Below are 16393 nucleotides of genomic sequence, written 5' to 3'. Positions count from 1 at the left end.
CGCGGCGGAGCCGCATATCGATACAGCCCCGCGCCCCTTCGAACCTCGCCGGGGTTTCAAGGATCCGTCTCTCCGTCGCTCCCTTGCCCTCTTTCGCGCCTTCCTGCATGAACAGGACGAACCGGAGTTCTGCTACTCGCTGCTCGCCCGCGACGCTGCCGATCAAGTCGAGGCCTACGACGGTCCCGTCACCGGACGCACAGTCGTGGACGTCGGTGGCGGCAGCGGGTACTTCACCGAGGAGTTTCGGCGGCGTGGGGCCCATGCCTACCTTTTCGAGCCTGACGTACGGGAGTTGGGGGAGAAACCGCCCGACGGGACGGTGATCGCCGACGGGTATCTGCTGCCGTTGGCGACCGGCGTCGCGGATGTGACCTTTTCCTCCAACGTCCTTGAGCATGTGGCCGATCCGCAGACGTTTCTCAGTGAGCTGACGCGGGTGACGCGGCCCGGTGGGCTGATCTACGTGTCGTTCACCAACTGGCTGTCCCCGTGGGGCGGTCACGAGTGGGCGCCCTGGCACTACCTCGGCGCCGAACGGGCCCGCGCCCGCTACCGGCGGCGTACCGGCAAGGCCGCCAAGCACACCCTCGGCGAGAACCTGTTCGCCGTGCACATCGGCGCCACCCTGCGGCAGGTCCGCGCCCGCGACGACGTCACGGTCGTCGCGGCGCGCTCCCGCTACTGGCCCTTCCTCGACCGAGCCGTCGTCAAGGCGCCCGGGATAAGGGAGTTGGCCACCTGGAACCTCCTCCTCATCCTCCGGCGGTGTCCACGATGACGGCGACCACGGTCCAGGCCCCGCCCCCGGCGGCCGATCCCACCCGTACGACCCTGGCGGGGCCACCGGAGGGCCCTCGGTCGTGGCGTTGGCTGCTGGGGTTCTGGGCCGTGGTGTTCGTGCTGTTCCTCGCCGTGCACCCGGGCCGGCAGACCTTCGACACCAAGCTCGGCGTCACCGTCGACCCGGGTCAATTCCTTTCCGACCTGGGCCAGTTGTGGCACGACCGGGGTTCCTTCGGCGGCATCCAGGACCAGTACGCCGGCTACCTCTGGCCGATGCTCCCGTTCTACTGGCTGGCCCACGCCGTGCACCTGCCGGTCTGGCTGGCGGAACGGCTGTGGTTGTCGCTGGTCGTGTCGGTCGCCTTCTGGGGCGCGCTGCGGCTGGCCGAGCGGCTGCGCGTCGGCAGCCCCGCGTCCCGGCTGCTCGCCGCCGTGACGTACGCGTTGTGGCCGGTGTTCACGATCGTCGTGGGGTCGACATCCGCCGCCGCGCTCCCGGGAGCCTTCCTTCCCTGGGTCCTGCTGCCACTCACCAACGAGCGCTATACGGCCCGGATCGCGGCCCTACGGTCGGCGTTGATCGTCCCGTTCATGGGTGGCGTCAACGCGGCGGCGACCCTCGCGTCTCTGCTCCCGGTGGGCCTGTATCTGCTGTCCCGCCCACCGGGGCCACGGCAGCGCAAGCTGCTCGCCTGGTGGGTGCCGGGGGTGATCCTTGCGACGGCGTGGTGGTGGATCCCGCTGCTGATGCTCGGCGTCTACGGGGAGAACTTCCTTCCCTACGTGGAGACTTCGCAGACCACGACCGACACCATGTCGGCGACGGAGGGCCTGCGCGGTGCCGGTGACTGGGTCGCCTACCTGCATCTCGGGGAGGCCTGGATACCGGCCGGCTGGACGGTCGCCTCGTCGGTGATCGTGATCGTCTGTTCGGCACTCGCGGCAGGGCTCGGCCTCGCGGGACTGGCCCGCCGGGACATGCCGGAGCGGCGCTGGCTGGTGCTGATCGCTGTGTCGGTCGCGCTGATCCTGTTCGCCGGGTACGGCGGCTCGTTCGGGGCGCCCTTCCACGGGCTGGTGCAGGACTGGCTGAACGGCCCGCTCGTCCCCTTCCGCAACATCTACAAGTTCCAGGCGGGCCTGGCCCTCGCACTCGTCCTGGGCCTGGCCCACCTGGTGGGCGTGGCCGCCGAGACACGCGGAGCCCGCCCGATCCGGGGCCGCCGACTCGCTCCGCTGATCGCGGCGATCCTCGTCCTCCCCGGCCTGGCGTGGCCGTATCTCAACGGGTCGATCCTGAACCCGGGTTCGTTCCAGCAGCTCCCCAAGTACTGGCAGTCCACGGCGGACTGGCTGCAGAAGTACTCCCCCGACTCCCGCGCCCTGGTCGTCCCCGCGACCGCGCACGGCATCTACACCTGGGGCTCCCCCATCGACGAGCCCCTCGACGTCCTGGCCAACTCCCGCTGGGCGGAACGGGATTACGTCCCGATGGGCACCCCCGGCAACCGGCGCGCGATGGACGCGGTCGAGCAGGCACTGGCGAGCGGCGGCGAAGTCCCGGGCCTGGCGGACTACTTGAGCCGGGCAGGGGTCTACTACGTCGTCGTCCGCAACGACCTCGACCCCGACCAGATCGGCTACGTCCCGACCACCACCGTCAAACGCACCCTGGAGCAGTCCGGCTACCAGCGGGTGACGGGCCTCGGCCCGGTCATGACCGGCGGCCGGATAGCGAACGACACCCCGCTCCAGGTGGAGGGCCTCTATCCGCGACAGCGGGCGGTGGAGATCTACGAGCCGACGAGCAAGGACGTGATCCGCCCCGGCCAGGCCGGCCTGACACCGGCCGCCGACACGGCCGTGGTCTCCGGCGGCCCGGAGTCCCTCCTCCCCCTGGCCACCGAACTCCGGGGCAGGGCAACGGTGTTGACGGGCGACAACCACCCGGGCCTGGGCTCCCCGTCCCTCCAGATACTCGGCGACGGACTGCGCCGCGCGGACACCCGGTTCGGCCTGGTCGACGCCAACACGTCGTACACGTACACCCCCGACGAACGCAACGCGCCGGACGCCGTCCAGGACGCCGGCAATAAGCCGAAACAGATCCTGCCGACGAAGGGCATCGCCCACCAGACGGTGGCGGAGCTGCGCGGCGCCCGCTCGGTGACGGCGTCCTCCAGCGGCAACTGGCTGTTCTATCTCCCGCAGTTCGACCCGGTGAACGCCTTCGACGGCAACCCCGACACCGCATGGGCGGAGGGCGCGGCGGGCTCACCGAACGGGCAGTGGCTGCGGATCGGCTTCGCGGGCGGGTCGTACGACATGCCGAGTTCGTTCAAGGTCACTCCGCTCCCGCAGGAGAGCGTGAGGGCGGCGGCCACGGAGGTGAAGGTGCAGACGGCGAAGGGAACAGCGACCAGCTACCTCCAGCCGAACGGCATGCCCCAGACGATCAAATCACCCTCCGGCGCGACGAGTTGGATGAAGCTGACGATCGTCGACTCGGTGGCGCGCCGTACCGGCCTCACCGGCGCGGGCTTCTCCGAGATCGCCCTGCCGCACGTACAGGTGACCCGGCTCCTGAAGCTGCCCACCGACGCGAACGCCTCCGACGCAGCCGCCGAGATCATCTCCCTGCACCGCTCGGCCGACCCGACCGGCCTCTCCCCGACGGGTACCGAGGCGGGCCTGCACCGCACGTTCTCGACGGCGACGGCGGGAACGTACGAGATGAAGGCGGACGCGGTGGCCATCCCCGGCGAGGAGTTGGACAAGCTCCTCTACGAGGTGGCGCCCGCCCAGCAGCATCGCATCACGGCGACGGCGGACTCCACGGCGGCGCTGGGGGTGGGCCTGTCGGCCCGCAACCTGACGGACGGAGACCTGACGACGGGCTGGATCGCGGGCGACCGTCCGACGATCCACCTGACGTGGAGCGGCAAACAGGCGGTAGGGGAAGTGGTGTTGGCGCCGGCGGGCGGCCTGTCGACGCGCGCCACCGAGGTGGACATCACCTCACCCGACGGCGCGACGATCGCCGGTGTCGACGAGAACGGCGTGGTCCGTTTCGACCCGATCACCACGGACCGCCTGGACATCACGATCACGAAAACGGCCCCGCTCACCCTCCACAACCCGGTGGCCGACGAGAACCTCCAACTCCCGGTGGGCCTGACCGAGGCGTACATCCCGGCCCTCGACCAGTACCGCACCCCACAGCCGGACCCCACCCGCACGTTCACGCTGGCCTGCGGGAAAGGCCCGGTGGTGGCGGTGGACGGTGAGCTGTACTCGACGAGCGTGACGGGGACGGTACGGGACCTGACCGAACGCCGCCCCGTGGAGGTGACGCTCTGTCAGCAGGGGCGGGCCGACGCGGCGTTGGAGCTGACATCAGGAACCCACCGAGTGGAGGCGGGCGACGCGGGACCCCTGACCCTGACGAATGTGACACTCACCCGGGGAAGTGTCACATCGGCGACGGACAGTGGTCGGGAGCTGCGGGTCGTGGACTGGCTCGGCGACCGCCGCGAGGTGACGGTCGGCTCGGGCACGGCGTCCTACTTCACGACGTACGAGAACTACAACACCGGCTGGAAAGCCACCCTGAACGGCAAGGAGTTGACGTCGGTCCGCCTCGACGGCTGGCAACAGGGCTGGCGCGTCCCGGCAGGCGCGGGCGGCACGATCAAGCTCTCCTACGGCCCGGCGACGACCTACGAGGCCGGCCTCATCGGCAGCGGGGCCGCACTGGCCGTCCTCCTGGCCCTGGTGCTCTGGCGCCGCCACGACCCGAACCCCGACGAGCCACAACCACCCCCACCCCCGCCCGGCCTGTGGCTCGGCACGGTGACGCTGACGCTGGTCGGCGTGGTCATCGCGGGTTGGTTCGCACTCCTGGTCCCAGCACTGGCCCTGCTCGCACACCGCCGACACGCACTACTCGTACCGATCGCGTTCATCACCCTGACAGGGGCAGGAATCACGGCAGCAACAGGCGCCGGCGCCCCGGTGGCCGCAGGCGAGGGCGCATTCAGCCACACGGCCCAACTCCTCACCCTGATCGGCCTGTTCGCAGCTTTGGTGAGCGTACGAGAGTGGCCCGATCCGACACCAGCAACAGCCCCACCCCTCCCCCACAGAGAACGAGGCACAAGCCCCCTGGGCGAGCCCCCCGGCCCAGCGGAATCAAGCCGAACAATCCCAGCACAGCCCAAAGGCAGCGCCCCGACAGGGGCGCGGGGAACTGCGCGACCAGCCCCCACCGGACCGGAGCACGGCAACAACCCGCCGCCCCACGGCGCCACCCCGCCAGGGGCGCGGGGAACTGCGCGCTCAACCCCCACCGGACCGGAAGCCGGCAACGACCCGCCACCCCACGGCGCGCCCCCACCAGGGGCGCGGGGAACTGCGCGCCCCGCCCCCACCGACCCGCACCCAAGGGACGAACCGGCATGACCGCACTCGACCACCCCACCCACCCCGACGACACCCCCACCCGCATCCCCTTCCCCACAGTCGACGAAATCGCCCGCCACTGCCACCAGTCCGCCGAACCGGAAACCGTCCACATCGAGGTCCACCTCCCGGGCCCCGTAGACCCGGAACGGCTCCGCACCGCATTCACCGAGGCCCTGCACCTCCACCCCCGCATCCTCATGCGCGAGGCCCCCGGCCCCTGGTACCGCCGCCGCTACGAATGGGAACTGACCGACACCCCGGACGTAGAGGTGCTCACCTTCACGCCCCCCACCCGAGACGCCCTCAAACAGGCCCGCACCCGTTCCCTCACCCACTCCCCACCCCTGACCGCATCCCCACCAGTCCGCCTGGAAGCAATCGCCCTCCCCCAAAACACCGGTTCAGCCCCCGGCACGGGAACCGCCCTCGTCCTCACCGTCAACCACACCGCCCTGGACGGCCCCGCCTGCCTCCGCATCCTCGCCACCGCAGCGGAGCGCTATGGCGGCAAGGACAACACCCCGACCGCCCCACCGACCCGCCCCCCGGACACCCCCGAACCCCCCGCGGATGCCCCGTCCGTATGGACCCCACCCGCCCGAGTCGCCCCCGGCACCCCCGACCCCTCCCCCGGCGGCAACGGCCTCCTCCTCACCGAACTCCCCGTCCCGCGCCGCCCCAAGGGCTCCCCCTACACCGTGAACGACCAACTCATGGTCACCACGGCCCTGATGATCGCCCACTGGAACCGCGAACACGGCGCACACCCCCGCCCGATGCGCATCACGATGCCCGTGGACGACCGCCCCCGAGGCACGGACATGCCCATAGGCAACGGCACGAGACTCGTGGAAGTCACCTTCGCCCCCGGGGAGTTGGCCAACGCCCCCGACCACCACATGGGCGAACTGCTCCACCGCACAGCGGACCGCACCCGCGCCCTCAAGGCCCTCCCCCGCCCCCAACTGGGCCACGGAGCAGCCCTGTTGACGGCGCCGGTCGTCCCCGTAACCTGGCGAGCCACCCTCACCCGAGGCCTACGCAGGGCAGCCGCCCCCTGGACCTCGACCACACTCCTCAGCAACATCGGCCGCATCCCGTACACCCTGGACTTCGGCGACCCGGCGGGCCAAGCGCACGCCGTCTGGTTCTCCGCCCCGGCCCGCATGCCCCGCGGCCTCACCGTGACGACCGCCTCCACGGCGGGAAAGCTGCACGTGGCCCTGCGCTGGTCCCGCACCCTCCTCAGCCACGGCGACGGCGCCCACCTCCGCGACCTCTTCGAGCACTACCTGCACGCGACGGAGGAACACCCCACATGACGCCGACCTCCACCTCCACCTCCACCCCGAACCGCCCGGCGGCTGCGCACGGCCTCCGCGACTTCTACGAGAACCCAGCCGTCCCGGTCGCCTCCGGCCCCTCCCGCAGTCTCCGCCAGGCCCGCATCCTGGCCGCCGCACTGGGCCCGCCGACCGGACGGACCCGCACGATCGTCGACATCGGCTGCGGCGACGGCAGCGCGGCGGCCACCGCCGCACCCCTCCTCACCGGCCACCGCGTCGTCGGCGTCGACTGGTCCCAGGACGCCCTGACCCGCGCCCGCGCCCACCTCCCGTACACGGTCCGAGGCGAACTCACCGCACTGCCCCTCCACTCGGCCGCCGCCGACGCCGTCCTGTTCAGCGAAGTGATCGAGCACCTCGTCGACCCGGACACGGCCCTCGCCGAGATCCGCCGCGTCCTGCGCCCGGAAGGCCATCTCATGCTGTCCACACCGAACTTGGCCGCCTGGTACAACCGCGCCCTGCTGCTCGCCGGCGTCCAGCCCGTGTTCTCGGAGGTGAGCCTGCGCGCGATCCACGGCCGCCCGGGCAAGGAGGTCGTAGGACATCTGCGGCTCTACACCCCGCGCGCGCTACGGGAGTTCGTGACGGCGGCGGGCTTCCAGGTCGTAGGACTCAAGGGCGCGCCCTTCCACGGCGTGCCACGAGTACTCCGCCCGCTCGACCGACTGGCGTGCGCCAGACCGCCGTTGGCGTCGATCCTGCTGTTGCACGCGCGGAAGACGTAGGGGGCGCGGCCGTGTGGTGGGGGGTGGCTGCGGCCCTGTTGGCGAACGTCCTGTACAGCACCGGCTTCGTCCTGGAGAAACGTGCGCTCGCGACGCTGCCCGAGGTGACGGTCCGTCAACCGGCAAGGCTGCTGCGGCTGGTGCTGGGCAGCCCCTTGTGGATCGGGGGGTCCCTGGCGCTGGCCTCCGGGTTCGGTGCGCAGCTCGCCGTGTACCGGACGCTGCCGATCGCCGCCGCGCAGGGCATCTTCGTGTCCGGCCTGGTCCTGCTCGTACTGCTGTCCGCCCGCATGCTCGGCGAGGAGACCTCCGGCCGCGAACGGTACGCGCTGGCGGCGATCCTCGCCGCACTCCTCATGGTGGTGCTGTCGCTGAAGCAGGGCTCGGACCACGTCAGCCGGAACGCGCCGTACCCGCTGATCCTGCTGGTCTGCGTGCCCTCGCTGGCCGCCGGCGTCTGGCTGTACCGGTCCACCGAGCGCGGCGCCACGCACCGGCACCGGCTGCCCACCACGGGCGTCGAATACGGCGTGGCGGTGGGCCTGTTGTACGGGGTCAGCTCGCTCGCCATCAAGGGGGTGTCGAGCTATCTGACGACAAGTGACCTGGGCGGAGCGGTAGTTGCCCTGCTCAGGTCCCCGTACCCGTATCTCCTGCTCTTCACGGGCGCGTTCGGCCTGGTCATGTCCCAGGCGGCGCTGCAGCGTTGCCGGGCCTCGCTGATCGTGCCGGTCTGTACGACGGTGACGAGCCTGTTCACGGCGGTACTCGGCACGCTCGCGTTCGGCGAGGCCCTGCCGCACGACCCGCTGCGACTGGCCCTGCGCATCGGGGGCACAGCCCTGGCGGTCACCGTCCTGCTGACCATGCCGAAGCACGACAACGCGCCCCAACCACCGGCCGAGGCCAAGGAGTTGACTCCCCCATGAACCCGGACGACCCCCTGCTGAAGATCCTGGCCTGCCCGCTCGACAAGGGCCCGCTGCACCTGCTCCCCACGGACGCCCTGTACAACCCGCGCCTGCGCCGCCGTTACCCCATCGTCGACGGCATCCCGCAGCTGCTGCCCGCGTCCGGAGAGCAAGTGACCGACGACGGCGAACACGAGGAACTCCTCAAGCGGATGGCCCCATGATCCCCAAGACCTCCACCCCCCGCACCCTCACCGCCCGCCTCGCCCCCCTCCTCCCCACCCGTCTGGTCGCCGCCACCGCCCGCGCCGTCTACCCCCGCTTCGAACCCGAACTGGCGCGCCTGGCCGACCTGTTGCCGCCCGACTGCGGCACGGCGGTCGACGTCGGCGGCTGGTACGGCCCCTGGACCCACCGCCTCTGGAGACACGCGCGCGAAGTGGTGACCGTAGAGCCGGTCCCCCACCTGGCGCGACTGCTCGCCGCTGCCGCCCCCGCGCACGCCCGGGTGATCCCGGCCGCCGCCTCCGACCGCCCCGGCACCGCCCGCCTGTGGCTGCCGCCGGACGACGAGGGCGACCGGGGTGTGTCCTCGCTGGTCCGCCGGGACATCCACGCCCGCGCCGTACACGTCCAGTGCGTCACCCTCGACGGCCTGAACCTCCGCGACGTCGGCTTCATCAAGATCGACGTCGACGGCAACGAGCTGGCGGTCCTGCACGGCGCGACCGGCCTCCTGACGCGCGACCGCCCGGCGCTCTTCGTCGAACTGGAGTCCCGCATCCAGCCGATCGCCCCGGTGGTGACCTACCTGTCGCTGCTCGGCTACGAGGGCTGGGTCCTCCCGGACAGGAACAGGAGCAGGAGCAGGAACAGGGACTGGGTCCGGCTGGCGACCTTCCCCCTGGAGGAGCATCAGGCCCGCACGTCGTACGTGGTCTCCCAGGGCCTGCTGCGCCGGGTCCTGCCCTTCGCCCGCGGGCCCCGTTACGTCAACTCGGTCCTCTTCCTCCCCGACGGCCGCACCCCCGGTGTCAGTGCCGTGCGCGACGATGGATCGCATGCCCGAAGCGAACCGCCCAGCCCGCCCAGCCCGCCCCTTCAGCCCCCTCGACTTCCAACTGGTCCTGCTGCGCCGCATGGCGGACCACAACCCGGACCTGGTCGAGGACGCCCGTCATGAGCTGGGCGTCTCGATCGCCGACATGCGCGAGGCCAACAAGCGTTGGCAGGCCATGCTGCACTCCCCGCGCGGTCGGGCCGCCGCCTCCCGCTACCGCTCGATCCTCGGCACCCCCGAGTCGACCACCAAGCGCAGGATCGGCGACCTGGACTGCGAGGCCTGGCAGTGGCCGGTCCCCCTCTGGCCCGGCCTCCGCTTCGAGGTGCTCACCGCCCCGAACGGCGCCGTGTGGAACGAATGGCTGGTCCGCGCCCCGGGCGCCACACCCCCGCCCCTCCACACCCTCGACGACCTGACCCCCTGGTCCTGCACGGTCGACGAGGTAGCCCGCGCCTTCGCCCCGGCCCGCCCCCTGGAGGGCACGGCCCCCACCCGCTGGGGCCTCGCCTTCACCGCCCCGGACGCCCAGGGCATACGACACCGGTGCGCCGCCGAGTTCACCTGGGGCCTGCTCCAGCGGACGGCGGTCAACGACTAGCGGCCGCCCCCAGAATCGCCTCGACCACCGCGGCCAGCGACGACTCCGGATGCAGATCCAGAAAGAGATTCGGCTCGACCAGCTCCAGCTCCATCACACATGGCTCCCCGTCCGGCCCGTCCACGAGGTCCACGCGCGCGTACAGCAGCTCCGGCGCATCCGGTACGGCGGCCAACGCCCGCTCGGCGACGGAGAGTTCGGCCTCGGTCGCCGTCCACGGCTCCAGGTTCGGGTGGGACACCTTGTCGTCGTCGTACGCCGTCCCGCGCGCCAGCACGGCCCCCTTCCGGGATGCGTGCAGGAACCGCCCGCCGAAGAACTGCAGCGCCCGTTCCCCGCTGACGTCCACATTCGTCAGGTACGGCTGCACCATCGCGGTGAGCCCCTCCGCATGCATGCGCTCCAGCTGTCGTACGGCCGTCTCGTGCTCGTCGGGCGTGTAGCGGGCGGCGAAGCGGGCGCCCGCGCCGGAGGTCGGCTTGACGACGTACTCGTGGTCGGCGGGGAGGTCGGCCGGGTCGCCGGGGGCGAGATAGCTGGTCGGGACGACGGGCACTCCGGCCGCCGCGAGGTCGCCGAGGTACCGCTTGTCGGTGTTCCACCGCACGACCTGCACGGGGTTGGCGAGCCGGGTGAGCTTCCCGGTCCGTTCGGCCCAGGCCACGAACTCGGCCGCCCGCCAGCTGTAGTCCCAGGTCGACCGGATGAGCACGAGGTCGTAGGCGCCCCAGTCGGTCCCCTCGTCGTCCCACGGCACGGCGACGGCCTCGGCCCCGGCCGCCCGCAACGCCTCCACCAGCACCGGAAGGTCACGGTCCTTGCTGGGCTTGGGTCCGGGATCGTAGGTGGCGAGCGCGATACGGGGCACGGGGTCTCCATCCGGGTGCGGACTGTGGACAGATCCGCAGGTTAACCGGCTGCCCCGCAACCACGGCAACCGGATTGACCTTCCCCTTTGGTGAAGCCCCAGCATCGGTGACGGAACCGGAAGAGGTCGAGGCGCGCATGAGCGGAACGGGAAACATGCTGACGATCGGGACCTTCGCGCGGGCGAGCAGGCTGTCGCCGAAGGCGCTGCGGCTGTACGACGAGCTGGAGCTGCTGCGGCCGGCGCGCGTGGACCCCGACAGCGGATACCGGTACTACGCGGTCGAACAGCTGGAGCGGGCGCGGCTGGTCGCGTGGCTGCGGCGGCTGGGCATGCCGCTGGCCGGGATCCGTGAGGTGTGCGCCCTCGAACCGGCCGCCGCCGCCCGCGAGATCCGTGCCTTCTGGGCCCGGGTCGAGACGGAGACGGCGGTGCGGCGGGACCTCGCCGGGTTCCTCGTCGACCACCTCACGGCCGTAGGGGCCGCAGGGGTCGTACCGGGAAAGGACACCACCATGCTGGAACTGCGTTACGCCGCCCATTCGGACCGCGGTCTGGTCCGCCCTTCCAACCAGGACACCGCGTACGCGGGCACCCGGCTGCTCGCGGTCGCCGACGGGTTCGGCCCGGAGGGTGCGCCCGTGAGCGGCGCGGCGGTGGAGGCGCTGCGTTTCCTGGACACCGAGGAGGTGCCGGCGGGCAATGTGCTCAACCTCCTGGAGGAGGCGGTACGGGGCGCCACCGACGCGGTCCGTGACGTGGCCGATCCGGCCGAGAACGGCACGACCCTGACCGCGCTGCTGTGGACGGGCTCGAAGCTGGCTCTCGTGCACATCGGGGACTCGCGCGCGTATCTGCTGCGCGACGGCGGGCTGTTCCGGATCACCCATGACCACTCGGTCGTCCAGTCGCTGATCGACGAGGGGCGGCTGACGCCGGAGGAGGCCGGCTCCCACCCTCAACGCACCATGCTGCTCAAGGCGTTGACGATCGGCACCCCCGATCTGAAACTTCACGACTCCCGCCGCGGTGACCGTTATCTCCTGTGCTCGGACGGCCTGACCGCGGTCGTCCCGGAGCACCGGATCCGTGAACTCCTCACCGCGAACCCGGACCCGGAGGAGGCGGTACGGTCCCTGGTCGACGCGGCGAACGAGGCCGGGGGTCCTGACAACGTCAGCTGTGTGGTGGCGGACGTGGTGTAGGAACGGGGGTGTCCCCTGCACCTGGGGACCGTTGCCCCGACGGCTAAGGAGTGCGCCGCGTGTCCACCCTCTTCCCGGCCCTGACGAACCCGGGCGAGCAGCCCGCTCTCCGATTCGGTGACCGGTCCCTGACGTACGCGGAGCTGGGCGCGGCGGCGGACGCCCTCGCGGCCCGGTGCACGGGCAGCGACCGGGTCGCCGTGTGGGCCACCAACTCACTGGAGACCGCGGTCGCCGTGGTGGCGGCACTGCGGGCCGGGGTGGCCGCGGTGCCGCTCAACCCGAAGTCGGGCGACAAGGAGCTGGGGCACATCCTGGCGGACAGCGCGCCGACGCTGGTACTGGCGGCTCCTGGCGACGAACTCCCGCCCTCCCTACGGACGTTGGAGCGCGTCGACGTCGAGGTGCGGAGTGTCGGGGGCGAGGGTCCGGCCGTCTCGCCGGGCGACGAGGACCCCGCCCTCGTCGTCTACACCTCCGGTACCACCGGCCCGCCCAAGGGCGCCGTCATCCCGCGCCGGGCCGTCGCCGCGACCCTGGACGCGCTCGCCGACGCCTGGCAGTGGACCGGCGACGACGTACTCGTGCACGGGCTGCCGCTGTTCCATGTGCACGGCCTGGTGCTGGGCATCCTGGGCCCGCTGCGGCGCGGCGGCTCGGTGCGGCACCTCGGCAGGTTCAGCACGGAGGGCGTGGCACGTGAGTTGAACGACGGCGCGACCATGGTGTTCGGCGTGCCGACGATGTACCACCGCATCGCCGAGACCCTCCCCGACGACCCCGAACTCGCCAAGTCCCTGAGCCGCGCACGCCTGTTGGTCTCCGGCTCGGCCGCCCTGCCGGTCCACGACCACGAACGCATCACGTCGGCGACCGGCCGCCGCGTCATCGAGCGCTACGGCATGACGGAGACCCTGATGAACACGAGCGTGCGGGCGGACGGCGAGCCGCGCGCCGGAACCGTCGGAGTCCCGCTGCCCGGCGTGGAGTTGCGGCTCGTGGAGGAGGACGGCACACCCCTCCCCTCCTACGACGGTGAGAGCGTGGGCGAGATCCAGGTGCGTGGCCCGAACCTCTTCACCGAGTACCTCAACCGGCCCGACGCGACGGCCTCCGCCTTCACCGCCGACGGCTGGTTCCGCACCGGCGACATGGCCGTACGCGACCCGGACGGTTACATCAGGATCGTCGGCCGCAAGGCCACCGACCTGATCAAGAGCGGGGGTTACAAGATCGGCGCGGGCGAGATCGAGAACGCCCTCCTCGAACACCCCGGGGTACGCGAGGCCGCCGTCACCGGCGAACCGGACCCCGACCTGGGCGAACGGGTCGTGGCCTGGATCGTGCCGACGGACCCCCAGTCCCCGCCGGAACTGGCCGAGTTGGCGAACCATGTGGCGAGCCGCCTCGCCCCGCACAAGCGCCCCCGCGTCGTCCACCTCCTCTCCGCTCTCCCGCGCAACGACATGGGGAAGATCCTGAAGCGAGCCCTGACTCATGACTGAACGCCTGTCCGCGCGCCAGACCCTGACCCTCGTCACGGACGACACCACCTTCACCGAACTCCCGTACCCGGCAAGGGAGTCCAAGCCCGACGGCCCCCTCGCCTGGCAGGGCTACGACGCCTCGCGCGCCCGCGCCGCCGACCGCACCGGCGAGTCGGAGTCGGTGGTCTGCGGCACGGCGACGGTGGCGGGCACCCGAGCGGTGCTGATCGCCTTCGAGTTCGGCTTCCTGGGCGGCTCGCTCGGCGAACGCACCGGGGACCGTCTTGAGGCGGCGTACACGTACGCCCGTGAACACCGGCTGCCGGTCGTGCCGTTGGTCGCCACCGGCGGCAGCCGGATGCAGGAGGGCATGGTCGCCCTCACCCAACTCCAGCGCGTGGCACGCCAGTCGGCACTCACGAGGGAGGCCGGGCTGCCGCAGCTCGCGGTGCTGCGCGACCCGACCACGGGCGGCGGCTGGGCCACGCTGGGCGCGGGCGCCGATGTGATCCTGGCGCTCCCCGGCGCCCAGGTCGGCTTCGCGGGCTCCCGGGTCCGACCGCCCGACGCGGACCCGACGGCGTACACGGCCGAGGCCCAGGTGGCGGCGGGCGCGGCCGACGCGGTCGTACGGCCGGAGGAGCTGAAGGAGACGCTGGGGAGGTGGCTGCGGCTGCTGACCACGCCGTGGGCGGGGCAGGCGCCGGTGCCGGCGGCTCTGCCGACAGCCGGACGGGAGGACACGGCGCCCACCTCCGGCACGGACGACCCGGCACCGACCGCACACCACGCCGGACCGGACCGGCCTGCGACGGACAGTCCCCCGGCGTCCCCAGGAGAGGACGCGGCAGCCGGCTTCGGTGCGGCCGATCCAACGGTGACCGCGCGAGACACGGTGCGGGACTCCCGACCGGCCCGGCATCCCGAGGCAGGCCTCCCGGGGACCGGGCGGGAGAGCGTGTCACCCGCCCTCGGCGCGACCGACCCGCCGGCGACCGCGCACCACGCCCGGTCGACTCAGCACGGCCCGGCCGATCCGCAGGAGGCCATGCAGCACGCCTCGGTCGGCCTCCCGGCCACCGGATGGGAGGCGGTACAGCGCGCCCGCTCGCCCCAACGCCCGCGCGCCGACCGCTACTTGGACACCTACTTCACCCACCGGCTCGCGATCAGCGGCGACCGGTGCGGCGGCACCGACGTGGGCATGCTGTGCGGATTCGGCGAGCACGAGGGCCGGACGGTCGCCTACGCCGCGCAGGCCGGGACGGCGACCCGCCCCGCCGGCTACCGCACCGCGGCCCGCCTGATCCGGCTCGCGGACCGGCTCGGTATCCCGGTACTGACGCTGGTGGACACCCCGGGTGCGGCGAACGACGCCGAGGCGGAACGGCAGGGTGCGGGCGCCGCCATCGCGGACCTGTTCGGCGCGGTGGCGTCCGCCCGCACTCCGCTGACCACTCTCCTGATCGGTGAGGGCGGCTCCGGCGGCGCACTGGCACTGGCCGCACCCGGCCACACCTGGGCCACGCCGGACAGCTACTTCTCGGTGATCGCCCCGGAGCCGGCCGCCGCGATCCTGAAGCGCGCGCCGGAGGACACGGAGGCAACGGCCGATCAACTCCGCATCCGGCCGCAGGACTTGGCGGAGCTGGGGGTGATCCGGACGGGGCCGGCCTGAACCTCCGGGCTCCGCCGACGCGGCGTCACGAGAGCACCCTCCCTTGCCCCTTACTTGTTCTTTAACTCGGGCATAACAGACAAATACCCCCATTCAGCCGCACCCCGCCCGGCCCACCACAAGGCGCGCCCGCTCCCCCACCCCCGCACGATGCGAAAGAGGCCCGCCACCAGGCGAAGCCCCGGTCCGCTCTCGGGAGAACCTGCCATGACCGTCAGTCTGGAGCAGTTGCGACGCTGCCATTTCGCCGTCGACCTGGGAGCGGCCCGCACCCGTGTCTACGTCAAGGGCGCCGGCCTCGTCGTCGACCAGCCGTCCGCCGCCGCCGTGAACACCCGGACCGGCGCGCTGATCGCCGTAGGAGAGTTCGCGGAGAAGATGACGGGCCGTACGCCCGACTACATCCGGGTCGTCCGGCCCGTGTCCGGCGGCACGGTCGTCGACATCGAGATGGCGCAGCGCATGCTGCGGCACCTGATCGGCGACAAGGTGCGCCGCGCCCTGCGCCGCAAACCCCGACTGCGGGCCGCGGCCTGCACCCCGCACGACGCCGATCCGCTGGCCCAGCGGGCCGCGATCGAGACGCTGGTCGGGCTCGGCGCGCGCCGCGTGGAACTGGTCGACACCCTGATCGCCGCCGCCGTGGGCTGCGGACTGCCCGTCGAGCGGCCCGAGGCCACCATGATCATGGTGTGCGGGGCCGCCGCGACCCAGGTCGCCGTCCTCTCGCTCGGCTCGATCGTCACCGCCGAACGCATCCCGGTGGGCGGCGAGGCCGTGGACCACGCGATCGTGCAACACCTGCGCCACGAGCACGAGTTGATGCTGCCGAGCCAGTCCGTACGCCCGCTCCAGCTCGCCCTCTCCGGCAACGGACTCACCCCGCAGGGCCCGTCCACCACCGAGATCCACGGGCGGGACGTGGCCACCGGGCTGGCCCGTTCCGTGCGGGTCAACACCGCGGCCGTACGGGACGCGATCGAGACCCCGCTGACCGCCGTGCTCGACGGCATCGGCCGGGTGCTGCGCAACTGCCCGCCCGACCTGGTGGCCGACCTCGCCGACCGCGGCATCATGATGGTCGGCGGCAGCGCCCTGCTCCCCGGCCTCGACCAGATGCTCCGCGCGGCGACCGGCATGCCGGTGCACATCGCCGAGCGGCCGGACGTGTGTGCCGTACAGGGCCTGGGCTACATGCTGGAGGGCAAGATCGAGCCGCTGGTCCTGGACCCGCTGGCCACCACCTGAGCCCGGACCCG

General features: G+C 72.0%; 13 protein-coding genes. 12 read left to right on the top strand and 1 reads right to left on the bottom strand.

What is annotated here, in order from left to right; all coding sequences use genetic code 11:
* The first annotated feature begins 16 nt into the window (after window positions 1-16).
* Genes AB0I69_RS22810 through AB0I69_RS22775 form a run of 8 tightly spaced genes read left to right on the top strand, consistent with a single transcriptional unit; the run spans window position 17 to window position 9896 of the window.
* Window positions 17-781 (top strand): class I SAM-dependent methyltransferase, encoded by a 765-nt coding sequence (locus AB0I69_RS22810; RefSeq protein ID WP_363097523.1) that lies wholly within the window; start codon window positions 17-19, stop codon window positions 779-781.
* Window positions 778-5247, top strand: a complete 4470-nt coding sequence (locus AB0I69_RS22805; RefSeq protein WP_363097522.1) for an alpha-(1->3)-arabinofuranosyltransferase family protein — start codon at window positions 778-780, stop codon at window positions 5245-5247. The genes AB0I69_RS22810 and AB0I69_RS22805 overlap by 4 nt, the downstream gene beginning before the upstream one ends.
* Window positions 5244-6572, top strand: a complete 1329-nt coding sequence (locus tag AB0I69_RS22800; protein WP_363097452.1) for a condensation protein — start codon at window positions 5244-5246, stop codon at window positions 6570-6572. Before AB0I69_RS22805 ends, AB0I69_RS22800 begins: the two co-directional genes overlap by 4 nt.
* Complete coding sequence (locus tag AB0I69_RS22795) at window positions 6569-7324, top strand: methyltransferase domain-containing protein (RefSeq protein ID WP_363097451.1); 756 nt, start codon at window positions 6569-6571, stop codon at window positions 7322-7324. The genes AB0I69_RS22800 and AB0I69_RS22795 overlap by 4 nt, the downstream gene beginning before the upstream one ends.
* Before the next feature lie 23 nt (window positions 7325-7347).
* On the top strand, window positions 7348-8253 hold the full coding sequence (locus AB0I69_RS22790; protein WP_363097450.1) for a hypothetical protein: 906 nt from the start codon (window positions 7348-7350) through the stop codon (window positions 8251-8253).
* Window positions 8250-8459, top strand: a complete 210-nt coding sequence (locus tag AB0I69_RS22785; RefSeq protein ID WP_363097449.1) for a Trm112 family protein — start codon at window positions 8250-8252, stop codon at window positions 8457-8459. The genes AB0I69_RS22790 and AB0I69_RS22785 overlap by 4 nt, the downstream gene beginning before the upstream one ends.
* Complete coding sequence (locus AB0I69_RS22780) at window positions 8456-9418, top strand: FkbM family methyltransferase (RefSeq protein ID WP_363097448.1); 963 nt, start codon at window positions 8456-8458, stop codon at window positions 9416-9418. Before AB0I69_RS22785 ends, AB0I69_RS22780 begins: the two co-directional genes overlap by 4 nt.
* Window positions 9375-9896, top strand: coding sequence for a hypothetical protein (locus AB0I69_RS22775; protein ID WP_363097447.1), 522 nt, complete (start codon window positions 9375-9377; stop codon window positions 9894-9896). Before AB0I69_RS22780 ends, AB0I69_RS22775 begins: the two co-directional genes overlap by 44 nt.
* On the opposite strand, the gene AB0I69_RS22770 is transcribed toward AB0I69_RS22775, so the two are convergent.
* Window positions 9886-10764 (bottom strand): hypothetical protein, encoded by an 879-nt coding sequence (locus AB0I69_RS22770; protein WP_363097446.1) that lies wholly within the window; start codon window positions 10762-10764, stop codon window positions 9886-9888. The two genes, AB0I69_RS22775 and AB0I69_RS22770, sit on opposite strands and share 11 nt — an antisense overlap.
* A 137-nt stretch (window positions 10765-10901) precedes the next feature.
* Between AB0I69_RS22770 and AB0I69_RS22765 the strand changes: the two genes are divergently transcribed.
* The 4 genes from AB0I69_RS22765 (at window position 10902) to AB0I69_RS22750 (ending at window position 16382) form a co-directional block, all read left to right on the top strand.
* Complete coding sequence (locus tag AB0I69_RS22765; RefSeq protein WP_363097445.1) at window positions 10902-11969, top strand: MerR family transcriptional regulator; 1068 nt, start codon at window positions 10902-10904, stop codon at window positions 11967-11969.
* A gap of 59 nt (window positions 11970-12028) precedes the next feature.
* Window positions 12029-13474, top strand: a complete 1446-nt coding sequence (locus AB0I69_RS22760; RefSeq protein WP_363097444.1) for an acyl-CoA synthetase — start codon at window positions 12029-12031, stop codon at window positions 13472-13474.
* A complete protein-coding gene (locus AB0I69_RS22755; RefSeq protein WP_363097443.1) occupies window positions 13467-15134 on the top strand; it encodes a carboxyl transferase domain-containing protein in 1668 nt (555 codons plus the stop codon). The genes AB0I69_RS22760 and AB0I69_RS22755 overlap by 8 nt, the downstream gene beginning before the upstream one ends.
* Window positions 15135-15341: 207 nt before the next feature.
* Entirely contained in the window at window positions 15342-16382 is a 1041-nt protein-coding gene (locus AB0I69_RS22750; RefSeq protein WP_363097442.1) for a rod shape-determining protein, read from the top strand.
* The last annotated feature ends 11 nt before the right edge of the window (window positions 16383-16393 follow it).

This window comes from Streptomyces sp. NPDC050508, assembly GCF_040655155.1.
Taxonomy (GTDB): domain Bacteria; phylum Actinomycetota; class Actinomycetes; order Streptomycetales; family Streptomycetaceae; genus Streptomyces.
This window is presented reverse-complemented; position numbering and strand designations above follow the sequence as displayed.